Origin of the sequence: Streptomyces sp. NPDC092369, from assembly GCF_044755245.1 — a bacterium.
In the GTDB taxonomy this organism is placed as follows: Bacteria; Actinomycetota; Actinomycetes; order Streptomycetales; family Streptomycetaceae; genus Streptomyces.
The window spans coordinates 634,844-657,302 of record NZ_JBIVQP010000001.1; the positions used below are offsets into that span (position 1 = coordinate 634,844).

The window sequence follows — 22,459 nt, forward strand, 5'->3', positions numbered from 1 at the left end:
GTCACGACCGGGGCGACCGATCACCTGAGGTGCGGACATGAGCAGTGGGACTGGAGCAACGAACGGCGGCTGGAGCAGGCGCCGTTTCGTGGGGGCGCTCGCGGGAACGGCCGCCGTGACGGCGCTGCCCGCGCCGGCCACGCCCAGATCCACGCCGACGTCCGCCGCGACGACTCCCGACCGGGCGGTGGCCCAGAAGGATCAGCCCGCCACCGGACAGCGGCCCGCGCCGGAATCCGCCGGCCCCCGCCCCCTCTACCTCGGCACCTACACCTCCGTCGACGGCGGCGGAAAGGGCATCGGCCTCGCCACCTATGACTCCGCGACCGGAAAGATCACCGGTACGGGCACGATCACGGGCGTCGCCGACCCCTCGTACCTCGCAGTGCATCCCGACGGCCGCACCCTGTACGCCGTGAACGAGCGCCAGGCCGGCACCGTGACCGCCGTACGCATCGCCGACCGCAAAGTCCTGGGCAGCCGCGGCACGGGCGGAGCGGGACCCTGCCATCTCTCCGTGCATCCGAGCGGGAAGTGGCTGCTGAGCGCGAACTACACCTCCGGCAGCGTGGCCGTGCACCCCATCGACGGCTCGGGCGCGCTCGGCGAGCGAACCGACCTGGTCACGCACTCCAGCCCGGCGCCCGGACCGGGCCAACAGGGCCCGCACGCCCACCAGTTCACCACCAGCCCGGACGGCGGCCATGTGCTCGCCGTCGACCTGGGCACCGACACCGTCTACACCTACCGACTCGACGGGAGCACCGGCAGGCTCACCGAGACGTCGCGCGCGCAGACCCGCCCGGGCGCCGGTCCGCGCCATCTCACCTTCCACCCCGGCGGGCGGTACGCCTACTTGGCGAACGAGGTCGACGACACGGTCGCGGTCTGCGCCTACGACCCGGCCGGCGGCCGTCTCACGATCGGCGCACCGCAAGCCACCGGCTCGGGTTCGGGCACCAACTACCCGGCGCAGATCCTGGTCACGCCGAACGGCGCCTACGCCTACCTCGCCAACCGGGGTCACAACAGCCTGGCGCGCTACGCCGTGGAGGCGGACGGCGCGCGGCTGAGACTGCTCGACACGGTTCCGGTGTCCGGCGACTTCCCGAGGCAGATCGCCTTCTCGCCGGACGGGACGCTGCTGTTCGCGGCGAACCAGAAGTCCGGCACGGTCAGCGTCTTCCACGTGGACGAGGGCAGTGGTGAACTCCGGCTCGCGGGTGCGCCGTTCGCCTCACCCGTCGCCGTCTGTGCGCTGCCGCTGTAGCGGGCGCGGGCAGGAGGCGCTGCTCGCCTGCGTGAGCAGGACGTGCATGCGTTCCGTGAGCTGTCCGACGTCGTCGGCGGGCTTGTGGAAGGGCAGTCGTACGTCGCCGTGGGTGCGGTTGCGCTCGATGCGCAGCGTCAGTCCGTGCCGGTCCACGGCCAGGGGCTGGACGCGGACCGCGCCATGCAGGCTGTCGCGGTCGACGAGGCGGGTCAGGCGCTCGACGGCGTCGGCGTGGCAGTCGGCGAGGTGGGTGAGCAGCCGGGGCTCCGCGGTGGCGAGCGGGTCGGGTGCGGCGGCGGCGAACTCGTCGAGGGCGACGACGACCGCCCCGGTCGGCGGGCGCAGCACCACGCGCGTGGCCTGGAAGGCGAGTTGGCCGTCCTCCGGCGTGAAGTACCCCGCGAGCCAGAGTCTGGCGCGGATACGGTTGCGGACCGGGACGGGTGCGACGTCGGCGAACTCCAGGACGGCGGACGGCTCGCCGCGGGGCGCGCAGATCGCGGCCGCGTTGAGCGCGCTGTCCTCGGGCACCTCCACCAGCACCCGGCCGTCGTCGGTCACGGTGTGCGCGCCGACGAACTCCTCGCGGCCGCCCTCCCCGGTCACCGCGCAGGACCACGCGGCGGCGAGCACCGAGCGGGCGCGTTCCGCGGCGGGGGGCGCGGCCGTCCAGGCCTGGCTGTCACCCATTCCGAACCTCCTTAGGTAAGCCTTGCCTAACTTACCGAAGATCGAGGCGCACGCCAACCACGGGGACGCACTCGGCGCGTCCCCTCGGGTGATTCCTCTCAGGCGATGACTCCCAGCAGGGCCCGGGCGCACAGGTCCCGTACCTGCTCCCGCGTCAACTCCGAATCCCGCAGCCACTCCAGGCACACGGCGGTCGTGAAGGCCAGCCAGCCACGGACCGCGAGCCGGACGACGGGACCGTGCTCGAAGAGCGGGCCGAACTCCGGGTCAGCGGCGAGCGCCAGCAGGATCTGCCGCTCCTGGGCCGCCAACGCCCGCTGGTAGACGCGCCGCACGGCCTGGTCACCGGCCGCGTCGGCGCGGTGGAAGGCGCGGAAGCCGTGGGCGTGCGCCTCCACGTACGTCAGGTAGGTGTCGAGACCGGCGGTGAGCTGCTCGCGAACGGGCACCCCGGGCACGGCCGCCGTCATGTGCAGCATGCGCTCGCTCTCGCGCTCGACGACCGCAGCGAAGAAGTTCCGCTTCGTCGGGAAGTAGTGGTAGAGCAGCCCGCGCGAGACGCCGGCGATCTCGGCGACCTGCTCGATCCACACCTCGTCGTACGGGCTCTCCGAGAACAGCCGCGCACCGACGGACAGCAGTTGCTCCCTGCGCGCCTCGGTGCTGAGTCGGCGGCGCGTGCGCTCGCCCTGGTTCGCGGCCATCCCCGCACTTTACTTGACGTGAGTTCAACAAGGGGATCAGACTGAATCGCACTATTGAACCCACGTACAACATGCTCAACCTGCCGCTGCATCAAGGGAGATCGCGTCATGGCGGAGACGGACACGGCGCCGAGGACGACGGGCGGGAACGGACTCCCGAAGGGCTTCCGCAGTGCCGAACAGGGCTGGCCGGAGCTGCACCGCATCCCGCATCCGCCGCACCGGGTCCCCTTCCTCGGTGACGTCATCGGCGCCAGTCGGCGCACGCCGCTGCAGGACACCCTGCGCTACGCCCGGCAGCTGGGTCCGGTGTTCCGGCGCAAGGCGTTCGGCAAGGAGTTCGTGTTCGTGTGGGGCGCCGAGGCCGCGGCCGACATGGCCGATGAGTCACGTTTCGCCAAGCACGTCGGTCTCGGGATCGCCAACCTGCGGCCGGTGGCCGGCGACGGACTGTTCACGGCGTACAACCACGAGCCGAACTGGCAGTTGGCGCACGACGTCCTGGCGCCGGGATTCAGCCGGGAGGCCATGGAGGCCTACCACCCGATGATGCTGGCGGTGGCCGGGCGGCTCACCGACCACTGGGACCGCGAGCTGACGGCGGGGCGGGCGGTGGACGTGCCCGGCGACATGACCAAGCTGACCCTGGAGACCATCGCGCGCACCGGGTTCGGGCACGACTTCGGGTCCTTCGAACGCTCCCGGCCACACCCCTTCGTCTCCGCGATGGTCGGCACGCTCACCTATGCGCAACGGCTCAACACCGTGCCCTCGCCACTGGCCCCGTACCTGCTGCGGAGCGCCTCACGACGGAACGCGGCCGACATCTCGTACCTCAACCGCACGGTCGACGAGCTGGTCGAGGCCCGCCGTGCGTCGAGCGCCGACGGTGACGGCGATCTGCTCGACCGGATGCTGGAGACGGCGCATCCGCGGACCGGCGAGCGGCTGTCCGCGCAGAACGTCCGCCGGCAGGTCATCACGTTCCTGGTGGCCGGGCACGAGACGACCTCGGGGGCGCTCTCCTTCGCCCTGCACTATCTGTCTCTGCACCCCGAGGTCGCGGCCCGGGCGCGTGCCGAGGTGGACGGCGTCTGGGGTGACGCCGTGGTGCCGGGGTACGACCAGGTGGCCAAGTTGCGTTATGTACGGCGGGTGTTGGACGAGGCGTTGCGGCTGTGGCCGACGGCGCCGGCCTTCGCCCGGGAGGCCCGCGAGGACACGGTGCTGGCGGGCGGCCATCCGATGCGGCGCGGCGCCTGGGCGCTGGTCCTCACGGCGATGCTGCACCGCGATCCGGAGGTGTGGGGCGCGGACGCCGAACGCTTCGACCCCGACCGCTTCGACCCGAAGTCCGTCCGCTCCCGCGTCCCCCACACCTTCAAGCCGTTCGGGACGGGCGCGCGGGCGTGCATCGGGCGGCAGTTCGCGCTGCACGAGGCCACGCTGGTGCTCGGCCTGCTGCTGCGCCGCTACGACCTGCGGCCCGACCCGGATTACCGACTGCGCGTGACCGAACGGCTCACGCTGATGCCGGACGGCCTGCGCCTGCACCTGGACCGGCGGACGGCGAGCACGTCGGCCGCGCCGACACCGGACGACTCGCCGGCACCGGATCTACGGTGTCCAGTGCACGGGACGGGTGACTGAGCCCGGCAGCCGGGTGCCAGCACTTCCCCGGGCCGCGTTGACCTGCGGCTGGGTGAGGAAGAAGGCGCCGGTCAGATCCGCGTCGGTGAGATCGGCGTCACGCAGGTCGGCGCCGATCATGTCCGCCTCGCGCAGATCGGCACCTGTCAGGTCGGCGGCGATGAGGTAGGCGCCGCGGAAGTTCGCGCCGCGCAGATCGGCGCCCTTGAGCCTGGCCCCGATCAGGTCGGCTCCCCGGCGCTCCTTCTTGCGGCCGCGGACGCCGGCCCGCACCAGCTCACTGGTCTTCAGCAACAGGACGTTGACCTCCTGCCGGTGCGCGCCCACGTCCAGCGCGGTGAGTTCCTCCGGCGAGCGGCGGGTGTGCTCCTCGGTGCGCTCCAGCAACCGCCGCAGATCGGCGTGGACCGGACGGGCGGCCGGGAGGGTCAGCGCCTCGGTGAGGTACCAGAGCAGTTCGTGCAGCTGCCGGACGACCGGGAAGACGTCGAACATCCGCCGGGCGTCCTCCTTCGACGCCTCACGCCAGTCCCGCCCGCCGAAGGTGACCTGGGAGATCTTCTGCCCGGCGCCGAAACAGTCGTAGACCGTGCAGCCGTTGAACCCCTCCTGCCGCAGCCGGGCGTGGATGCCGCACCGGTGGTCCGCCCGCAGGTTCGGGCACGGGCTGCCGGCCTTCTTGTCGATCGCGAAGTCCGTGGAGCGGGCGAAGGGCAGCGCGACACAGCACAGCCCGAAGCACCGCCCGCAGTCGGCACGAAGTTCGGTCGGTTCCACTGTCTGATCTGGCACGAAGACCAGTTTATCGAGGTAGGTCCCCGCCCTGGACCATCATCGAACCGTTCGGTACCATCTCACGCATGCCCGTACCGAAAGGCACGACCCTCGATCCGGAGCGCACCCGCGCGGCGCTCCTCGCCTCGGCGACCGCGATCCTCTACGAGCGCGGTCTCGACGGCGTCGGCGTGGCCGAGCTGTGCCGCGCGGTGGGCGCCTCCAAGGAGACGCTCTACCGGCACTTCGGCTCCAAGGACGGTCTCGTGGAGGCGGTCCTCACGGCACGCAGCGATCGAGTCGTGCACTGGCTCACGGCCACGGTCGAGGAGGCGGGGCCCGACCCGCGCGCTCAACTGGGGGCACTCTTCGATGCGTTGGGCACCTGGTACCGCCAACCCGGCTTCCGCGGCTGCGCGATCGTCAACGCCGCCACCCAGCACCACGCACCGCCCGCCGGCCCGGTCGCCGACCGCCATCTGGGCCGCTACCAGGACCTTCTCACGACCATCGCCGAGCGGGCCGGAGCACCCGAACCGGCACGTCTGGGACGGCAGTTGCTGATACTGCTGGAGGGCGCCACGGTCGTCGCCGACCACCACGACCCGGACGGCCTGGCGGCACAGGACGCCAAGCGGGCCGCTCTCATCCTGCTCGCGGCCCAGGGAGTGTGAGGCGATGACGACCGGGGCTCTCCCCGCACCTGACGGCGTCGAAGGATGGACGGCACCCGGATTCGAGCCCGTGACCGGTGTCTTCGCCGGGAACTTCGAGCGATACGGCGAGACGGGCGCCGCGTTCGCCGCGTACCGGGACGGCGAACTGGTCGTCGACCTGTGGGGCGGCACCGCGGATCCGGCGACGGGTCGCCCCTGGCGTGCCGACACCTTGCAACTGGTGTTCTCGGGCGCCAAGGGGCTGACGGCCGCCTGCGTCCTGCTGCTCGTCGAGCGCGGGCAACTGGATCTGGACACCGCTGCCGCCCACTACTGGCCGGAGTTCGCCGCCGCCGGCAAGGACCGGATCACGGTCGGCGAGATCCTCTCCCACCAGGCCCGGCTGCCGGGCGTACAACAGCCCTTCAGCGAAGCCGAGTTGCTGGATCCCGAGCACATGGCGAAACTGCTGGCCGCGCAGGCGCCGTCGGACGATCCGCGGGCCGGGTTCATCTATCACGCGCTGACGTGGGGCTGGTTGACGGGCGAGTTGCTGCGCCGGATCGACGGGCGGACGGTGGGGGCCTTCTTCGCCGAGGAGTTCGCCGGCCCGCTCGGTCTGGACGTCTGGCTCGGCCTGCCGGACGAGGAGCACAGCCGGGCCGCGACGACGCTGGCGGGCCCCGGCGTCCTGCTGCCGTACGTCGATGACGAGGACGATCCGTTGCGCGTGCTGACCCGCAACCCCCTCACCACCCCTGACGCACCGGCCCTTTGGAACAGCGCCGCCTTCCGCCGGGCCCAGATCCCCGCCGTCGGCGCACATGTGACGGCCCGTTCGATGGCCCGCTTCTACGCCTGTCTCGCGCGGGGCGGTGAACTGGACGGTGTCCGTGTGCTAAAGGAAACGACCGTCGAACTCGGCCGCCGGGAGCTGCGGCGCGGGACCTCACCGCTGTGGGGCAGCCCGATGGCGTACGGCGCGGGCTACGAACTCCGCACCGGTCCGGCCCTGTTCGGGCCGCCGCGGGACACCTTCGGGCACGCGGGGTTCGGCGGCTCCCGGCACGGTGCCTGGCCGGGAGAACGGGTCGGATTCTCGTACACGATGAATCTGGTCCGCGCGGAGTTCCCCGACCGACGGCCGCTGGATCTGCTGGCGGCGTTGCATGATGCCGTGACGCTCAGTCCAGCGCGCTGAGGTCGAGGCGGGCGAGGCGGTCCGGGTCGGCCAGGATGTACATCTCGGTGATCCGGCCGTCGACGACGGTGACGGCCATGACGGCGAGCGCCTGGCCCTCGACGACGTTGACCAGTCCGACCGTGCCGTTGACGAGGACCGTCCGGACCTGCGGCGCGAACTGCCGGAAGGTCATGGCCTGTTCGGCCACCCTCTTGGCGCCGCGCACCAGCTTGGAGGCCGCCGCGCCGCCCACCAGGGCGCCGGAGTCGACGCGCAGCACGATGTCCGGGTCGAGGACCGTGACCAGCGCCTCGAAGTCACCGGCGTGGGCGGCCGCCATGAAGGCGTCGACGACCTGCCGCTGGCGGCCGAGGTCGGGTTGCGCCGACGGTGTGGCGCCTCGCACCCGGCGCCGCGCCCGGCTCGCCAACTGCCGGGTGGCCGCCGAACTCCGTTCCACGATCGGCGCGATGTCGTCGAAGGGCACGGCGAACATGTCGTGCAGCACGAACGCCAGGCGCTCGGCCGGTTCCAGGGTCTCCAGCACCACCAGGAGGGCCAGCCCCACCGAGTCGGCCTGGAGCACCTCCTGCTCCGGGTCGATCTGCGACAGCGGCCTGATCACCGGGTCCGGGACGAACGTGTCGTCGATCGGCTCCTCGCGCCGCAGGTTCCGCGAGCGCAGCAGGTCCAGGCAGACCCGGCCGACCACGGTGGTCAGCCAGCCGCCGAGGTTGCGGATGTCGTCCGCGTCGGTGCGGCTCAGCTTGACCCACGTGTCCTGGACGGCGTCCTCCGCCTCGGCCGTCGAGCCGAGCATGCGGTACGCGACCGCCTTCAGCCGCCCACGGTGCTCCTCGAAGCGGTCGGCCAGCAGTTCCGTCTCGTTCATTCCGCCCCCGTCGCGGTCTGGATCGCACAGACGATGTGATCATCCCATCCCGGCCCGTACCGCTCGAAACAGGGCCTCAGTAGCGCTGTGCCTTGACCAGCTTCGGCGTCAGCACCGGCTTCGGCGGCTTGCGGCTGATGGCGATGGGCTGAGCCCGCTCCCCCGGTGCGAGGTTCTCCGCCCCGACATAACGGGTCTCGACCGTCTTGCCGGCCGAGTCGAGGAAGTCGACCTGGACGGCGTACGAGGCCTTGTGGTCGGTCTTGTTGGTGATGGAGACGACGACGGCGAGCAGGCCGTCGGTGCTGGCGCGCGCCTTGCCGGTCATGGCGACTTCGGACAGCGCGTTGCCCCGTCCCTGCACGTCCTTCAGCGCGTTCTTGGCGGCCCTGTTGGCGCGCTCGACCTCGGCGGAGACGGAGGCCTCGAAGGAGGACGCGGCAGCCGAGGCGGACGCGGCCGCGGCGGAGGAGGCGGCGCGGGCCGACGCGATGGCCGACGCGGCCTTCGACTCCAGGGCGGAAGGCGTGTTGCCCGAGAAGGAGGCCGTGTCGGGTGCCGTCGGCGTGGCCGGGGAATCGCCGCCGCTGTCACTGCCGCACGACACCAGAGCCGCACCGGCCAGAGCGGCTGCCATGGCCAGGGCGACCGCCCGGGCTCCTCTCGCTCGGCGCTCCGGGCGGGCTGACCTCGTACTCATCGCGTGGTGTCCTCTCGCGCGACAGGGAACGACAGACCGACGAAATGAACCTTATGTCGGTTTCGGTGTCGTCACACCTCGTCGCGCGTCAGCGCCAGCAGCCGGTCCAGGACCCGCGACCCGCCCGCCCGCACGCCGTCGTGCTCGAACTCGTCGGTGACCCAGGTGCGCAGTCCGCGGATCGCGCGGGCGGTCTCCAGCGAGTGGGTCGCGTCGACGTACATGTCGTCGTGGTAGACGGCTGCGGCCACCGGGACCTCGTTGGCGGCGAGGCGGGCGGGGTCGTAGAGGCGCTTCCAGTCGGTGCGGGCGGCGAGGAGTTCGGCGGTCTCGCGCAGCGGGCGCAGGGCGGGGTCGCTGTCGAACATCCAGGGGTGGATCGTTTCTCCGGTGAACAGCAGCGGGCCGTCGCCGGCAAGGGCCTTGGCCGCGTCGAACTGGGGGAACTCCCCGCGGACACGCTCGGCCGACCAGGCGGTGGGACGCTCGTCCTGGGCGTAGACCGACTCGTGGACCAGGGCGTACAGGGGGTGTCCGGCGTACGAGAGCTGGGCCCGGACCTCGTCCTGGAACGCGTCCGAGAGGGCCGCTCCCTGCGGGGTGCGGACGAAGGCGTGCTCCAGGAGGTAGTGCAGTCGGTGGCTGCCCTCGCTGCCGCCGAGGACGATGCCGAGGGTCTGGAAGGCCTCGGCGGTGAGGCGGTAGCCGCCCGGCAGGGTCACGTCGTGCGCGAGGAGATGGTCGGCGATGCGGCGGGCGCGCTCGACGTCCTGCGGATAACGCGCGTAGTGCGCCGCGACCTTGCGCTCGATACGCGGGTAGGCCGCCCGGTAGACGTCGTCGGCGTGCGCGTCCAGCGAGGGCAGACCGCCGGTGATCACGGCGGCGGTCAGGCCCTCCGGGGCGCTGGAGAGGTAGTGCACCGCGCAGAAGCCGCCGAAGCTCTGGCCGAGGACGGTCCAGGGCGCGCCGCCGGTGACCTCGGCGCGGATCGCCTCGCAGTCGCGGACGATCGAGTCGGCGCGGAAGTGCGTGAGGTAGTCGGCCTGCTCGGCGGGTCCGCCGCGCAGCGGGAGGGTCTGGCGGGTGGCGGGCGTGGAGTGGCCGGTGCCGCGCTGGTCCAGGAGCAGGACCCGGAACTCCTTCAGCGCCCGGTCGAGCCAGGCCTGCCGCCCGACGAAACGGTTCGCCCCGAATCCAGGACCGCCCTGGAGGTACACCAGCCATGGCAGGTTCTGCTGCGCCTTGTCGCTGCCGACGACCTCACGGGCGTAGAGCTCGATCGTCTCCCCGGCCGGGTCGTCGTGGTCGAGGGGCACGGTGAAGCGGCGGTCGGTGAGGACGACGCCGGGCTGGCGGTACGTGGCGGTCAACGGGGCTCCTGGGACGTACGGGTTGTGGACCGCGTCCCAGTTCAGCACATGATCCTGCGGTCAACACCCCCCGGGATCATGAAATCGTACTGAACGCGCGATCAGCGGGTGGACAGACTGGATCTGCGCACGACCAGTTCGGGCTGGAGGACGACCCGTCGGTGTTCGTGCTGCGACGTGCCGTTCTCGGCCTCCGTCTCCTCCAAGAGGAGTTCGGCGGCGAGGGCTCCCAGGGTGACGGCGGGCTGGCGGACCGAGGTGAGCGGGACGGCCGCGGCGGCGGCGAACTCGATGTCGTCGTAGCCGACGATCGCGAGGTCGCCGGGGACCGAGACGCCGGCCGCGAACATGGCCTGCAGGACGCCGAGGGCGAGCAGGTCGTTGGCGCAGAAGACGGCGGTGGGGCGGTCGGCGAGGCCGAGCAGCCGGGCGCCCGCGTCCCGGCCGGCGGCCACGTCGAGGCGTTCGGTGGGCAGCTCGCGCAGGTTCTCGGGGCCAAGGCCCGCCTCGGCGAGCGCGTTCAGGGCGCCGGTGCGGCGGTCGCGGACCTGGTTGAGGCCGGGCGGGCCGCTGACGTAGGCGATGGAGCGGTGTCCGGCGTCGACCAGGTGACGTACGGCCAGTGCGCCGCCCGCCACGTCGTCCACCGAGACGGAGCACTCGGTGGTGCCCTCGGCGACCCGGTCGACCAGCACGAAGGGGATGTTGTGCCGGCGGAACGACTCGATGTTGCGGCCGGTCGCGTCGGCGGGGGTGAACAGGACGCCCCGCACCCGCTGCTCGGCGAACAGGGACAGGTAGTCGGCCTCTTCGCTCGCGCTCTGGGCGCTGTTGCAGACCATCACGCCGAGTCCTGCCTCGCGGGCGGCGCGTTCGGCGCCCCGCGCCACGTCGACGAAGAACGGGTTGCCCATGTCCAGGACAAGCAGTCCCATGATGCGGCTGCGGCCCGCGCGCAGCTGGCGCGCGGACTCGCTGCGGACGTAACCGAGCCGGTCGATCGCGGACAGCACGCGCGCCCGGGTCTCGGTGGCGACCGTGTCCGGGCGGTTGATGACGTTCGAGACCGTGCCGACGGAGACTCCGGCGACGCGGGCGACGTCCTTGATACCCACCGACTGGGCCATCAGGCAGGGACCTCCAGGGGTACACGGGAGGGCGGAAAGAAGACCTTCACATTACCGTCATCACCGCGCACATCCGGCCCGCTCACGCGGGCAGCGCGAAGTCGACGACGTGGAGCGCCGAGGGTGTCGTACCGCTCGACTTCTCCTGGTACATGAACGACAGGACATTGTCGGTGCGCACCCTCGTCTCGTCGACGACGACCTCGCCGAAGGCGTTCAGGTCGCCGCCGTCGTGGAGCAGCGTCCAGTCGGTGTAGCCCGAGGCCTGGGAGGCCCCGGCGATCCGGCCGTAGGGGAAGACCGCGTAGGCGTTGTCGTAGCGGTCCAGGACCAGCTTGGTGCGCTGGCTGGAGGCGAGGGCGAGGGGGATCTCGGTCTTCCGCCAGGTGCCGGCGGAGTCCTTGCGGAGGTGGAAGGCGCGGCCGTGCGCGGTGCGGTCGGCGACGTAGTCGGTGGTGCACTGCCCGAAGCGGCCGGGCACATAGCTGATGATCGCGTGCGGGAGGCCCGTGGAGTCGGTGGCCTGGCTCTCCTGGTTCATGAGGGAGTGGTCGGGGCCGAGGGAGTCGACGACCACGCCGGCGTCCGTGACAGCCACGCTGTCGGAGCCGCCGGTCGTGCCCACGAGGGTGCCCGCGTCGTCGCGCCAGGTGCGGCCGCGGTCGGCCGAAGTGACGTAGCCCGTGTCGTGGTTGGTGATGCCACCGCCGTCGCACATCACGGCCGCGTCCTGCTCGCGCCAGGTGAAGAAGGCGTGCAGGCGGCCGTGGACGTCGTAGTCGATGCCGTGCAGGTACATGTTGCGGGCCGAGGACGAGCCGTGCGCGCTGGTGTACGTGCCCGCCGAGCTGGTCCACTCCCCCAGCGCCGTCCACCGCGAACCGTCGTACTCCGCAAGGGCGTTGCGGCCGTTCCCGGAGACGCCGACCCGGTAGCTGAGCTGGAGCGCGCCCTCGGGGGTGGTGAGGAACTGCGGGTACGTGAACTGCGAGGTGAGCGCGAGTCCGTCGAGCGAGGTCTGTACGGGACCGAGAACGGCTGAAGTCCATTCGGTGGACGCCGGGTTGTCGAGGAGGCCCGCGATCGACCTGACGTAGAAGAAGCCGTCGCTGTGGGAGTCCAGGTTGAGGTGGAGGCGGCCGTCGAGCCCGGAGACGCCCATCGAGATGACGTTGTGGGAGTCGTCGCTCTTGAGGGTGTGGGAGAGGGTGAGGGTGGACCAACTGGAGCCGCCCAGAGGGCGTCTGGCGACGACGGCGTGACGGGTGGCCGTGTACCAGGCCGCGTACTGGTGGCCCGCGTACGTCAGCAGGCCGTTCTTCTGGAACGAGTTGTTGTTGACCAGTCCGTCGTAGGAGACGAAGTAGAGGGCGGCGGCGTCCAGTCGGGTGCGGTTCAGCAGGGTGAGGGCGGGTGTGGCGAGCCCGCTTCCGGCGGCGGTCATGAGAGGTGGAACACCTCCGTGAGGGGCTTCATCGCCTCGTCGGGCCGGGCGCCGTCCAGTGACTCGAAGAACGGCGCCATCTCGGCCTGCCAGCGGGCGTTGACGTCGGTGGCCGCCATGCCCGCCTGGGCGGCGGCGAAGTCCTCGGTCTCCAAGTAGCCGACCAGCAGGCCGTCTTCACGCAGAAAGAGCGAGTAGTTGTGCCAGCCGGTGGCCGAGAGCGCGTCGAGCATCTCGGGCCACACGGCCGCGTGCCGCTCGCGGTACTCGTCGAGGCGGTCCGCGCGGACCTTCAGAAGGAAGCACACGCGCTGCATCAACGACCCTCCGGGCGACAGGACTTCGGCGCCTTCACGGCGAAGGCGACTAGAAGTTGAACTGGTCGATGTTCTTGGCGTCGAACACGGTCGGCTTGCCGAGGTTGATCACTCCGTCCTTGCCGATGGTGTACGAGGTGTCGCCGGCCTTGAAGGTCTCGCCCTCCTTGCCGGTGATCTGACCGGAGGCCAGCGCGACGGCGGTGCGGGCGGCGAGGTCGCCGAGCTTGGCCGGGTCCCACAGCTCGAAGGCCTCGACGGTGCCGTTCTTGACGTACTTGCGCATGTCGTTCGGGGTGCCGAGGCCGGTCAGCTTGACCTTGCCCTTGTACTTGGAGCCGGACAGGTACTGGGCGGCGGCCTTGATGCCGACGGTGGTCGGGGAGATGATCCCCTTCAGGTTCGGGTACTGCTGCAGCAGGCCCTGGGTCTGCTGGAAGGACTGCTGGGCGTCGTCGTTGCCGTACGCGACCTTGACCAGCTTGACGTCCTTGTACTTGGGGTCCTTGAGCTCGTCCTTCATGAAGTCGATCCAGGTGTTCTGGTTCGTCGCGGTCTGCGCGGCGGACAGGATCGCGATCTCGCCCTTGTAGCCGATCTGTTCGGCGAGCAGCTGCACCTCGGTGCGGCCCAGGTCCTCGGCGCTGGCCTGCGAGACGAAGGCGCTGCGGCAGTCGGCCTTGGTGTCGGAGTCGTAGGTGACGACCTTGATGCCGTTCTTCATGGCCTGCTTGAGCGCGGTGCACAGGGCGCCCGGGTCCTGCGCGGAGACGGCCATCGCGTTCACCTGCTGCTGGGTGAGCGTGTTGACGTAGGAGACCTGCCCGGCCGTGTCGGTGGCGCTGGAGGTCCCGACCTCCTTGTACTTGGAGCCCAGTTCGGTGAGCGCCTTCTCGCCGCCCTTGTCGGCGGAGGTGAAGTAGGGGTTGTTGACCGACTTGGGCAGGAAGCCGACGGTCAGGCCCTTCTTGAGGGCGGCGTTGGGGTCCGCCTTGCCGGCCGTCGCGGCGGCGCCTCCGTCGTCCTTGACGTCGTTCTTGGTGGTACCCCCGCAGGCGGTCAGGGCGAGCGCGAGGGAGGTGGCGGCGGCGAGGGCGGCGCAGGAGCGGCGGAGAGATGACTTGCGCATGACGGAGGTCCTTTACGAGGGTGAGCGGAGGTTACGAGGTCGGGGCCGAGGCGGCTCTGCGGCCCGCCCTCGCCACGGAGATCTGTCGAGCGACTCGCGGGCCGAGCACGGAAACGACGAGCAGGACGCCGGTGACGACGATCTGCGACTGGGCGGAGACATTGAGGAGGCTCATGACGTTCTGGAGCGCCCCGAGCAGGAACACCCCGGCGATCGCGCCGCCGAGCGTTCCCTTTCCGCCGTCGAAGTCGATGCCGCCGAGCAACACGGCCGCCACGACGGAAAGTTCGAGGCCGGTGGCGTTGTCGTAGCGGGCGCTGGCGTAGTGCAGGGCCCAGAAGATGCCGGTGAGCGAGGCCATCAGGCCGGTCACCGTGAACAGGATCAGCTTGTGCCGCCTGACCCGGATCCCGGCGAAGCGCGCGGCCTCCTCGCTCGCGCCGATCGCGAACAGCGACCGCCCGAACGGCGTGGCGTGCAGGGCGACCACCGCGACGGCGAGCAGCACGAGGAAGGGCAGGAAGGCCTGCGGGAGGAAGCTGTTCCCGATGCGTCCGGACGCGAAGTCCAGGTACTGGGTGGGGAAGTCGGTCACCGCGTTCGAGCCGAGCACGATCTGCGCGATGCCCCGGTAGGCGGCGAGGGTGCCGATGGTGACGGCGAGGGAGGGCAGTCCGAGGCGGGTGACGAGCAGGCCGTTGACGAGCCCGCACACCAGGCCCAGGAGCAGGCAGATCGGAATGATCGTCTCGATCGCCATGCCGTCGTTCCACAGCTTGCCCATCACCGCGCCCGACAGACCGGCCGTGGAGGCGACGGACAGGTCGATCTCGCCGGCCACCACCAGGAGGGTCATCGGCAGGGCGATCAGCGCGATCGGCAGCGTGTTGCCGAGCAGGAAGGACAGGTTGAGGGCGTTGCCGAAGCCGTCGACCGTACCGAACGACAGCAGGAGCAGGACGACCAGCAACGCGCCGACGACCGTGTCCCAACGGACCGCGCGCGTCAGGGAGTCAGGCATGGCGGGCGTTCCTCTTCTTCAGGGCGGAGGCCACCCGCAGCGCCACGATCCGGTCGACCGCGATGGCGAGGAGCAGCAGGATGCCGTTGATGGCGAGCACCCACACGGAGCTGACGCCGAGGGCCGGCAGCACGCTGTTGATGGAGGTCAGCAGCAGGGCGCCGAGGGCCGCGCCGTAGACGCTGCCGGAGCCGCCGGTGAAGACGACACCGCCGACCACCACGGCGCTGACGACGGTGAGTTCGTAGCCGTTGCCGGTGCCGGAGTCGACGTTGCCGAACCGCGCCAGGTACATCGCGCCGGCGAGACCGGCGAGTGCGCCGCAGAAGGTGTACGCGGCCAGGATCCGTTTGCGCACCGGGATGCCGGCCAGGCGCGCGGCCTCGGGGTTGGAGCCGAGCGCGTACAGCTCCCGCCCGCTGCCGAAGTGTTTGAGGTAGTACGCCGTCGCCACGAGCACGGCGAGCGCGATGAGCGCCAGCCACGGCACCGCCGAGACGCCGCCGGAGCCGAAGTCCACGAAGCCGCCCGGGAGATCGGCCGCGGTGATCTGGCGGGAGCCCACCCAGATGGAGTCGAGGCCCCGGATGATGTAGAGCGTGCCCAACGTGACGACGAGCGCGGGGACTTGACCGAGGCTGACGAGGAGCCCGTTGAGCAGTCCGCAGCCGATGCCGAGCAGGACGGCCAGGACGACGGCGACGAGTCCGTTGCCGCCGCCGTGCAGATAGTCGCCGGCGGCGAAGGCGGTGATGCCGAGGGTGGAGCCGACCGAGAGGTCGACGTTGCGGGTGATGACCACCAGGGACTGGCCGGTGGCGACCAGGACCAGGATGGTCGCGTTGAGGAGCAGGTCCTTGATGCCCTGCTCGGACAGGAACTCGCTGTTGCCCATCTGGGTGATGGCGATCATCACCAGGAAGACGGCCAGGATGGCGAGTTCGCGCATCCTGAAGACGCGGTCGACCAGCCGGGTGCCGCTGGACTTGGGCACCTCGGCGGCGGGGGCGGGATTGGGCGCGGTCACCGTCATACGGCGGCCCTCCATACGGCAGTCGTCGTGCGGTGGGTCCGTGCCGAACAGGTCGGCTCCGTGCGGGAGTTCACCGTGCGGCGCGCCCGCTCACGGATCGTCGTCGTCATGCGGCGGCCCTCCCGGTCGCGGCGGCCATCACGGTCTCCTCGGTGGCCTCGGCGCGCGGGATCTCGGCGGCGAGCCGGCCCTCGTGCATCACCAGCACGCGGTCGGCCATGCCGAGTACCTCGGGCAGGTCGGAGGAGATCATCAGGACGGCCACTCCGTCGGCGGCCAACTCGCCCAGCAACCGGTGCACTTCGGCCTTGGTGCCGACGTCGATGCCCCGGGTGGGCTCGTCCACGATCAGCACCTTGGGCCCGGTGGCGAGCCACTTGGCGAGGACGACCTTCTGCTGGTTGCCACCGGAGAGGGTCGAGACGGCGTCGGCGATCCGGGCGTACTTGACGTGCAGCTTGACGGCCCAGTCCAGGGACCGGCTGCGCTCGGCGCCCCGGTCCATCAGGCCGGCCCTCACGGTCGTACGCAGTCCGGTGAGGCCGATGTTGCGCTCGATGGACATCTCCATCACCAGGCCCTGCGCCCGCCGGTCCTCGGGGACGAGGGCGATGCCGGCGGCCATGGCCGTGGAGGGGGCGCCGTTGGTCAGTCCCTTGCCGTCCACCTCGACCGCGCCGGCGTCCCACCGGTCGATACCGAAGACGGCACGCGCCACCTCGGTACGGCCCGCGCCGACCAGCCCGGCGAGGCACACGATCTCACCGCGCCGCACGTCGAAGGAGACGTCGGTGAAGACGCCCTCCCGGGTCAACCTCTTGACGCTCAGGGCGACTTCGCCTGCCTCGACGTCCTGCTTGGGGTACAGCTCGTCGAGGTCGCGGCCCACCATGCGCCGTACGAGATCGTCCTCGGTCATGCCGTCGAGCGGCTCACTGGCGATCAACGCGCCGTCCCGCAACGTTGTCACGCGCCGGCAGATCTCGAAGATCTCCTCCAGCCGGTGCGAGATGAACAGCACCGCGGAGCCCTGGTCGCGCAGGGTGCGCACGACCCCGAAGAGGCGGGCCACCTCGCTGCCGGTGAGCGCGGCCGTCGGCTCGTCCATGATCAGCACCCGCGCCTCGAAGGAGAGCGCCTTGGCGATCTCGACGATCTGCTGGTCGGCGATGGACAGGCCGCGGGCCGGGCGCTCGGGGTCGAGGTCGACGCCGAGGCGTTTCATCAGGGCGGCGGTCGCCGCGTGGGTCGCCTTGTGGTCGATGCGGCCGAGCGCACGGCGGGGCTGCCGGCCCATGAAGATGTTCTCGGCGATCGAAAGGTCGGGGAAGAGCGTGGGCTCCTGGTAGATCACGGCGATGCCGGCGTCCCGGGCGTCGCCGGGTCCGTGGAAGACGACGGGCGCGCCGTCGAGCAGCACCCGGCCGGCGTCCGGGCGGTGCACTCCGGCGAGCGTCTTGATGAGGGTCGACTTGCCCGCGCCGTTCTCTCCGGCGAGTGCGTGCACCTCGCCGGGGAACAGTTCCAGGGACACGTCCCGCAGGGCACGCACGGCGCCGAAGGACTTGGAGATGTCCTCCAGTGCCAGCACCGGGGCCGGCCCCGTGTCGGACGGGTGGGTCATGAGGGGCTCCTCGACGACGCCCGGGGCGGGCCCTCACAGCGTCGTGAAAGGTTTCAACTTGGTTGCCGGGACGTTAGGCGCGTGGGCCATGTCACGTCAATGGGTCCGCCTCGAAAAAGTTTCGACAGTTCTTCGAGAGCCGGAGGTCACGGTCAGACCACGGGCCAACCATGGGCAACAGGGTCTGCCAAAACGCTTGACACCCCTGCGGGAGCCTCTTAGCTTCCGATCCTGAATCGATTCATGCGGAAGCTGTTCTGTACCGACGTCACAGGAGCCCTGAAGTGACCGAGCTAGCTGCGGTGAAGGCCGCGCTGAAGACCCAGGCAGTCGAGACGCCGTCATGGGCGTACGGGAACTCGGGGACCCGTTTCAAGGTGTTCGCGCAGCAGGGCGTACCGCGTGATCCCTACGAGAAGCTCGCGGACGCGGCGAAGGTCCACGAGTTCACCGGCGTGGCCCCGACGGTCGCGCTGCACATTCCGTGGGACAATGTCGAGGACTACGGGGCGCTGGCGAAGTACGCGCAGGAGCGCGGGCTGAAGCTGGGGGCGATCAACTCCAACACCTTCCAGGACGACGCCTTCAAGCTCGGCAGCATCTGCCACGCGGATCCGGCGGTGCGGCGCAAGGCGCTCGATCATCTGCTGGAGTGCGTCGACATCATGGACGCGACGGGGTCCAGGGACCTGAAGCTCTGGTTCGCCGACGGCACCAACTACCCCGGCCAGGACGACATCCGCGAACGCCAGGACCGGCTGGCCGAGGGGCTGAGGGAGGTGTACGCCCGCCTCGGCGACGACCAGCGGATGCTCCTGGAGTACAAGCTCTTCGAGCCCGCCTTCTACACCACCGACGTCCCGGACTGGGGCACGGCGTACGCCCACTGCCTCAAGCTCGGCGACAAGGCGCAGGTCGTGGTGGACACCGGCCACCACGCCCCCGGCACCAACATCGAGTTCATCGTCGCCACACTGCTGCGCGAGGGGAAGCTCGGCGGTTTCGACTTCAACTCCCGCTTCTACGCCGACGACGACCTCATGGTCGGCGCGGCGGACCCCTTCCAGCTCTTCCGCATCCTCTACGAGGTCTCGCGGGGCGGCGGGTTCACCGCCGGCGTCGCCTTCATGCTCGACCAGTGCCACAACATCGAGGCCAAGATCCCGGCGATCATCCGCTCCGTGATGAACGTCCAGGAAGCCACGGCGAAGGCCCTGCTGGTGGACCGGGACGCGCTGGCGGTGGCCCAGCGGGAGGGTGACGTGCTGGGCGCCAACGCCGTGTTGATGGACGCGTACAACACGGATGTGCGGCCGCTGCTGGGTGAGGTGCGGGAGGAGCTGGGGCTGGACCCGGATCCGATGGGCGCGTATCGGCGGTCGGGGTGGGCGGAGCGGATCGTGGCGGAGCGGGTTGGGGGGACGCAGGCGGGGTGGGGGGCGTAAGGGGTGCTGGGGGCGCAGAAGTGTTGGGCGCTCTCGAGGTGGTTGGTGACGGTGACGAAAGCGGGCGGCGGCGCCGACAGCCAGTGCCGGCGGGCGGGACCAGCGGGCCGGGACCGGCGTCCGTGTCGGCCGCAGGTGCTCGGTGGGCGCGCTCGCTCGGCCCCGCCGGTGTCGGCCGGGGTGGGCCGGTGGGTGGGCTGGTGAGTGGTCGGCCGTACTGGGCGGGGCCGTCGTCGCGCCGGTGACGGACGGGGGCCCTGACGGCGGGAGCCGTTGACCCCGGTGCCGGTTCACTGGCGGTGGCGATGGTCCGCTGACGCGCCGCAGGCACAGGGTGCGGGTGCGCGGCACTGCCACTGGTACTCGGTATCCCCTTTTGGCTCTCTGCTCGGAGCACATCCGCGCCGGGTCGGAGAGGTCTGCGGCCGAGCAGGACGGTGAGGACGGAGTGACGGACGGTGCGGCCGGGGAGCGCCCGGGGGGGCGGGGGCAGGCTGTGTACCGGAAGGTCGCGGCGGACCTGGGCCGGGAGATCGGTGAGGGCGGATACGGTTCCGGCGGGCGGCTGCCCACCGAGGGCGAGCTCGCCGAACGGTACGGCGTCTCCCGGGGCACGGTCCGCCAGGCGATGGCCCTGCCGCGGGCCGAGGGGCTGATCGCCTCGCGCGCGGCACCCGGCGGGTCGTCTCGCGGACGTAGCCGAAGGTCTCCGCCAGCTCCAGCACCTGTACCTCGCGGCACGGCACGTCTCGCAGCAGGGCGAAGCCCAGTCCGAGGACGGATTCGAGCACCCGCGCCTTGGTGACCGGGCCTCGAAGTATTCCGCCCAGTCCGCCTCGGGCAGCACACCATCCAGGTCGGCGGCGGCTCACCGCGTCTTGCCGGTCTCGTCGAGCCGATCCCCTGACTCACCGTTCGTTCATTAAAACGAACGATAGGTTCACCAGGTGCCAGAAGGTTCGGTATAGTGAACGTATGGTTCATTCAACCGCGGCTCTCGAAGTGGCCACACCGCAGGTCAGCACCTACCTCGACGAGACCTATCTGGAGCAGGTCGATACGCGGGTCATCGCGGTCGGCGAGAGGGACGGGGCGCCCTGGGCTGCCGTCGAGCACTGTCTGTTCCATCCGCAGGGCGGGGGCCAGCCCGCGGACCGCGGATGGCTGGAGGACACGGAGATCGTGCCGGTCCGGGACCGCGAGTCAGGACTGGTCGTGGTGATGGCGCCCGAGGGCGGCAGCCTTCCGCCGCTCACCGAGGGACAGGCGGTACGGGCCCGGATCGACCTCCCGACCCGGGCAGCTCACGCCGCGCTGCACACGGCCGGACACCTCGTCGAAGCGGTCGGTCGGACGCAGGGCTGGGAGATGGTCGCCAGCAACCACTTCCCCGGTCAGGCACGCATCGAGTTCCAGGTACCCGAGGCGGACGCGCGACTGGCCGACCCGGAAGGGCGGGAGGAGGTGACCGCCGCGCTGCGCACCGCGGTGGCGGCCGCGGTCGCCGGTGACCTGCCCGTCTTCGCGCGATACCGCGACGACGGTCGGCGCGTGGTGCACCTCGACTCACTGCACTCGGCGCCGTGCGGAGGCACACACGTGCGCAGCCTCGGGGACCTTGCCGACGTGCACCTGCCGACGCTGAAGGTCAAGAAGGGCCGTATCCGGGTGTCGTACACCGCAATCCACAGGAGCCACTGATGACTCCCCCGCCGTCCGGCCGTCAGCCGGTGAGCAGTACCGCCGCCGCCGTCGGTGCGAAGATCCGGCTGCGCCGTCAGCAGCGCGGCATGAGTGCCGCGGAAATGGCGCGGCGGGCCGGGCTGAGCAAGGCCACGCTGTCGCAGTTGGAGGCCGGCAACGGCAATCCGACGATCGACACGCTCGACGCGATCGCGATCGCCCTGCGCATCCCGATCGCCGACCTGCTGGCGCGGGACGCCGACACGGGACCGGTCTTCCGGCCGGGCACGGACGTCGAACCCGGGGAAGTGTCAAGGGAGTTGCTCCGCCGGATCAGCAGCGGCAACAGCCTGGAGATCTGGCGGCTGCGCATCCCGGCCGAGACGGAACTGCCCGGCGTACCGCACGCCACCGGCACGATCGAGCACCTGCTCGTCGCTACCGGACACGTCACCGCAGGACCCGTCGATGCCCCGCAGGATCTGGGCCCCGGCGACATGCTCGCCTTCGCCGGCGACGCCCCGCACTTCTACCGGACCGGAGCCGAGGAAGTGGACATCACCGTCGTCTTCGCCTCCCCCATCAGCACCTGAGACCTCCCAGGACTCAGCACCTGTGACGTCCCGTCCCCAAGACCAGGAAGACCCCTCATGAGCGCCGCCATCGCCACCACCCCCTCCAGCCGTGCCTTCATCAGCGACAACATAGCCGGAGCGTCCCCGCCGATAGCCCGGGCCGTCGCCGACGCGGCTGCCGGGCAGGTCCTGCCGTACGGCAACGACCCCTTCACCGACAGCGCCCGCCGCAGGCTCGGGGAGATCTTCGAGCGGGACGTCGACGTCTTCCCGGTCTCCACCGGGTCCGCCGCCAACGGCCTGAGTCTCGCCGCCCTCACCCCGCCGTGGGGCAGCGTGCTCTCGCACCCGGACAGCCACATCAACACCGACGAGTGCGGGGCTCCGGAGTTCTTCACCAACGGCGCCAAGCTGGTCGGTGTACCGGGTCCCGACAGCAAGATCGACCCCGAGGCGCTGCGGGTCGCTGTACGCCGCCGGGCCGGTGACGTGCACAGCGTGCAGCCGTCCGTGGTGAGCATCAGCCAGGCCACCGAGTCCGGCAGCGTCTACACCCTGGACGAGATCCGCCAACTGTCCGCCATCGCCAAGGAGGCGGGGCTGCGCGTCCACATGGACGGCGCGCGATTCGCCAACGCCCTGGTCCATCTCGGCTCCACCCCGGCCGAGTTGACCTGGAAGGCGGGCATCGACGTCCTGTCCTTCGGCGCCACCAAGAACGGCGCGATGACCGCCGACGCCATCGTCTCCTTCGACCCCGCACTCGCCGCCGAACTGGCCTTCCGCGCCAAGCGCGCCGGTCAACTCACCTCCAAGATGCGGTTCCAGACCGCCCAGATCGACGCGTATCTCACCGACGACCTGTGGCTGCGCAACGCCCACCACGCCAACGAGATGGCCACCCGCCTCGGCGACGGCCTCAAGTCCATCGCCGGAGCCGGCCTGTTGGCCACGCCCCAGGCCAACATCCTCTTCTGCCACCTGCCGGAGCAAGTCACCGAAGGTCTCCTCTCGGAGGGCTACGCCTTCTACCACGACCGCTGGGAACCGGGCATCGTCCGCTTCGTCACCGCGTTCTCGCACAGCGCCGACGACATCGACCAACTCCTCGACGCGGTGCGCCGCCACGCCGGCTGACGGACGGTCACATGGGGGAGAATGTCGGC

22 protein-coding genes are annotated in these 22,459 nt (G+C 70.7%); 9 read left to right on the plus strand and 13 right to left on the minus strand.

Features of this window, described 5'->3' with window-relative positions:
• Positions 1–37: 37 nt before the first annotated feature.
• Positions 38–1,270 (plus strand): beta-propeller fold lactonase family protein, encoded by a 1,233-nt coding sequence (locus tag ACIQI8_RS02780; protein WP_402344005.1) that lies wholly within the window; start codon positions 38–40, stop codon positions 1,268–1,270.
• On the opposite strand, the gene ACIQI8_RS02785 is transcribed toward ACIQI8_RS02780, so the two are convergent.
• Both ACIQI8_RS02785 and ACIQI8_RS02790 read right to left on the minus strand, forming a co-directional pair.
• A complete protein-coding gene (locus ACIQI8_RS02785) occupies positions 1,238–1,963 on the minus strand; it encodes a DUF2470 domain-containing protein (protein ID WP_402344008.1) in 726 nt (241 codons plus the stop codon). The genes ACIQI8_RS02780 and ACIQI8_RS02785 overlap by 33 nt on opposite strands.
• Positions 1,964–2,061: 98 nt before the next feature.
• Positions 2,062–2,667 (minus strand): TetR/AcrR family transcriptional regulator, encoded by a 606-nt coding sequence (locus tag ACIQI8_RS02790; protein WP_402344011.1) that lies wholly within the window; start codon positions 2,665–2,667, stop codon positions 2,062–2,064.
• 108 nt (positions 2,668–2,775) lie between these two features.
• Here ACIQI8_RS02790 and ACIQI8_RS02795 point away from each other — a divergent pair, with 108 nt between their 5' ends.
• On the plus strand, positions 2,776–4,317 hold the full coding sequence (locus ACIQI8_RS02795) for a cytochrome P450 (RefSeq protein ID WP_402344014.1): 1,542 nt from the start codon (positions 2,776–2,778) through the stop codon (positions 4,315–4,317).
• Here the strand turns inward: ACIQI8_RS02795 and ACIQI8_RS02800 are convergent.
• Entirely contained in the window at positions 4,285–5,109 is an 825-nt protein-coding gene (locus tag ACIQI8_RS02800; RefSeq protein WP_402344016.1) for a pentapeptide repeat-containing protein, read from the minus strand. The genes ACIQI8_RS02795 and ACIQI8_RS02800 overlap by 33 nt on opposite strands.
• A 68-nt stretch (positions 5,110–5,177) precedes the next feature.
• On the opposite strand from ACIQI8_RS02800, the gene ACIQI8_RS02805 reads away from it, so the two are divergent.
• Positions 5,178–5,765 (plus strand): TetR/AcrR family transcriptional regulator, encoded by a 588-nt coding sequence (locus ACIQI8_RS02805; RefSeq protein WP_402344018.1) that lies wholly within the window; start codon positions 5,178–5,180, stop codon positions 5,763–5,765.
• 4 nt (positions 5,766–5,769) lie between these two features.
• The gene (locus tag ACIQI8_RS02810) at positions 5,770–6,948 is read left to right on the plus strand and encodes a serine hydrolase domain-containing protein (RefSeq protein WP_402344021.1); all 1,179 of its coding nucleotides are present in this window, start codon (positions 5,770–5,772) and stop codon (positions 6,946–6,948) included.
• Here ACIQI8_RS02810 and sigJ read toward each other — a convergent pair.
• The 10 genes from sigJ to ACIQI8_RS02860 form a co-directional block, all read right to left on the minus strand.
• Positions 6,932–7,822 (minus strand): RNA polymerase sigma factor SigJ, encoded by an 891-nt coding sequence (sigJ, locus tag ACIQI8_RS02815; RefSeq protein WP_402344024.1) that lies wholly within the window; start codon positions 7,820–7,822, stop codon positions 6,932–6,934. The two genes, ACIQI8_RS02810 and sigJ, sit on opposite strands and share 17 nt — an antisense overlap.
• Before the next feature lie 76 nt (positions 7,823–7,898).
• Positions 7,899–8,522, minus strand: coding sequence for an FxLYD domain-containing protein (locus ACIQI8_RS02820; protein WP_402344027.1), 624 nt, complete (start codon positions 8,520–8,522; stop codon positions 7,899–7,901).
• Between the two features lie 71 nt (positions 8,523–8,593).
• Complete coding sequence (locus ACIQI8_RS02825; protein WP_402344030.1) at positions 8,594–9,895, minus strand: alpha/beta fold hydrolase; 1,302 nt, start codon at positions 9,893–9,895, stop codon at positions 8,594–8,596.
• A gap of 101 nt (positions 9,896–9,996) precedes the next feature.
• A complete protein-coding gene (locus ACIQI8_RS02830; RefSeq protein WP_402344033.1) occupies positions 9,997–11,022 on the minus strand; it encodes a LacI family DNA-binding transcriptional regulator in 1,026 nt (341 codons plus the stop codon).
• 82 nt (positions 11,023–11,104) lie between these two features.
• Positions 11,105–12,466, minus strand: a complete 1,362-nt coding sequence (locus ACIQI8_RS02835; RefSeq protein ID WP_402344036.1) for a BNR repeat-containing protein — start codon at positions 12,464–12,466, stop codon at positions 11,105–11,107.
• Positions 12,463–12,783, minus strand: coding sequence for an L-rhamnose mutarotase (locus ACIQI8_RS02840; RefSeq protein WP_402344039.1), 321 nt, complete (start codon positions 12,781–12,783; stop codon positions 12,463–12,465). Before ACIQI8_RS02840 ends, ACIQI8_RS02835 begins: the two co-directional genes overlap by 4 nt.
• A gap of 49 nt (positions 12,784–12,832) precedes the next feature.
• A complete protein-coding gene (gene rhaS, locus ACIQI8_RS02845; protein WP_402344042.1) occupies positions 12,833–13,912 on the minus strand; it encodes a rhamnose ABC transporter substrate-binding protein in 1,080 nt (359 codons plus the stop codon).
• 31 nt (positions 13,913–13,943) lie between these two features.
• The gene (locus ACIQI8_RS02850) at positions 13,944–14,933 is read right to left on the minus strand and encodes an ABC transporter permease (RefSeq protein ID WP_402344045.1); all 990 of its coding nucleotides are present in this window, start codon (positions 14,931–14,933) and stop codon (positions 13,944–13,946) included.
• The gene (locus tag ACIQI8_RS02855; protein ID WP_402344047.1) at positions 14,926–15,966 is read right to left on the minus strand and encodes an ABC transporter permease; all 1,041 of its coding nucleotides are present in this window, start codon (positions 15,964–15,966) and stop codon (positions 14,926–14,928) included. Before ACIQI8_RS02855 ends, ACIQI8_RS02850 begins: the two co-directional genes overlap by 8 nt.
• Before the next feature lie 106 nt (positions 15,967–16,072).
• Positions 16,073–17,590 carry a sugar ABC transporter ATP-binding protein gene (locus tag ACIQI8_RS02860; RefSeq protein WP_402344050.1) on the minus strand — a complete coding sequence of 506 codons (1,518 nt, stop codon included), beginning with the start codon at positions 17,588–17,590 and terminating at the stop codon, positions 16,073–16,075.
• A gap of 284 nt (positions 17,591–17,874) precedes the next feature.
• Here ACIQI8_RS02860 and rhaI point away from each other — a divergent pair, with 284 nt between their 5' ends.
• The 5 genes from rhaI (at position 17,875) to ACIQI8_RS02885 (ending at position 22,430) form a co-directional block, all read left to right on the plus strand.
• Positions 17,875–19,035, plus strand: coding sequence for an L-rhamnose isomerase (gene rhaI / locus ACIQI8_RS02865; protein WP_402344053.1), 1,161 nt, complete (start codon positions 17,875–17,877; stop codon positions 19,033–19,035).
• Between the two features lie 496 nt (positions 19,036–19,531).
• Positions 19,532–19,840, plus strand: a complete 309-nt coding sequence (locus ACIQI8_RS02870; protein WP_402344056.1) for a GntR family transcriptional regulator — start codon at positions 19,532–19,534, stop codon at positions 19,838–19,840.
• Between the two features lie 170 nt (positions 19,841–20,010).
• Positions 20,011–20,736, plus strand: coding sequence for a metal-dependent hydrolase (locus ACIQI8_RS02875; protein ID WP_402344059.1), 726 nt, complete (start codon positions 20,011–20,013; stop codon positions 20,734–20,736).
• The gene (locus ACIQI8_RS02880; RefSeq protein ID WP_190231500.1) at positions 20,736–21,311 is read left to right on the plus strand and encodes a helix-turn-helix domain-containing protein; all 576 of its coding nucleotides are present in this window, start codon (positions 20,736–20,738) and stop codon (positions 21,309–21,311) included. The genes ACIQI8_RS02875 and ACIQI8_RS02880 overlap by 1 nt, the downstream gene beginning before the upstream one ends.
• Positions 21,312–21,368: 57 nt before the next feature.
• Positions 21,369–22,430 carry a threonine aldolase family protein gene (locus ACIQI8_RS02885; RefSeq protein WP_402344063.1) on the plus strand — a complete coding sequence of 354 codons (1,062 nt, stop codon included), beginning with the start codon at positions 21,369–21,371 and terminating at the stop codon, positions 22,428–22,430.
• The last annotated feature ends 29 nt before the right edge of the window (positions 22,431–22,459 follow it).

What these genes read in the sequence shown, in the direction of transcription:
- sigJ (WP_402344024.1), bottom strand. Translation starts at nt 7,822, where the DNA reads ATGAACGAGACGGAACTGCTGGCCGACCGCTTCGAGGAGCACCGTGGG.
- ACIQI8_RS02885 (WP_402344063.1), top strand. Translation starts at nt 21,369, where the DNA reads ATGAGCGCCGCCATCGCCACCACCCCCTCCAGCCGTGCCTTCATCAGC.
- ACIQI8_RS02785 (WP_402344008.1), bottom strand. Translation starts at nt 1,963, where the DNA reads ATGGGTGACAGCCAGGCCTGGACGGCCGCGCCCCCCGCCGCGGAACGC.
- ACIQI8_RS02790 (WP_402344011.1), bottom strand. Translation starts at nt 2,667, where the DNA reads ATGGCCGCGAACCAGGGCGAGCGCACGCGCCGCCGACTCAGCACCGAG.
- rhaS (WP_402344042.1), bottom strand. Translation starts at nt 13,912, where the DNA reads ATGCGCAAGTCATCTCTCCGCCGCTCCTGCGCCGCCCTCGCCGCCGCC.
- ACIQI8_RS02855 (WP_402344047.1), bottom strand. Translation starts at nt 15,966, where the DNA reads ATGACGGTGACCGCGCCCAATCCCGCCCCCGCCGCCGAGGTGCCCAAG.
- ACIQI8_RS02820 (WP_402344027.1), bottom strand. Translation starts at nt 8,522, where the DNA reads ATGAGTACGAGGTCAGCCCGCCCGGAGCGCCGAGCGAGAGGAGCCCGG.
- ACIQI8_RS02780 (WP_402344005.1), top strand. Translation starts at nt 38, where the DNA reads ATGAGCAGTGGGACTGGAGCAACGAACGGCGGCTGGAGCAGGCGCCGT.
- ACIQI8_RS02875 (WP_402344059.1), top strand. Translation starts at nt 20,011, where the DNA reads ATGGTTCATTCAACCGCGGCTCTCGAAGTGGCCACACCGCAGGTCAGC.
- ACIQI8_RS02830 (WP_402344033.1), bottom strand. Translation starts at nt 11,022, where the DNA reads ATGGCCCAGTCGGTGGGTATCAAGGACGTCGCCCGCGTCGCCGGAGTC.
- ACIQI8_RS02810 (WP_402344021.1), top strand. Translation starts at nt 5,770, where the DNA reads ATGACGACCGGGGCTCTCCCCGCACCTGACGGCGTCGAAGGATGGACG.
- ACIQI8_RS02880 (WP_190231500.1), top strand. Translation starts at nt 20,736, where the DNA reads ATGACTCCCCCGCCGTCCGGCCGTCAGCCGGTGAGCAGTACCGCCGCC.
- ACIQI8_RS02805 (WP_402344018.1), top strand. Translation starts at nt 5,178, where the DNA reads ATGCCCGTACCGAAAGGCACGACCCTCGATCCGGAGCGCACCCGCGCG.
- ACIQI8_RS02860 (WP_402344050.1), bottom strand. Translation starts at nt 17,590, where the DNA reads ATGACCCACCCGTCCGACACGGGGCCGGCCCCGGTGCTGGCACTGGAG.
- ACIQI8_RS02835 (WP_402344036.1), bottom strand. Translation starts at nt 12,466, where the DNA reads ATGACCGCCGCCGGAAGCGGGCTCGCCACACCCGCCCTCACCCTGCTG.
- ACIQI8_RS02840 (WP_402344039.1), bottom strand. Translation starts at nt 12,783, where the DNA reads ATGCAGCGCGTGTGCTTCCTTCTGAAGGTCCGCGCGGACCGCCTCGAC.
- ACIQI8_RS02795 (WP_402344014.1), top strand. Translation starts at nt 2,776, where the DNA reads ATGGCGGAGACGGACACGGCGCCGAGGACGACGGGCGGGAACGGACTC.
- ACIQI8_RS02850 (WP_402344045.1), bottom strand. Translation starts at nt 14,933, where the DNA reads ATGCCTGACTCCCTGACGCGCGCGGTCCGTTGGGACACGGTCGTCGGC.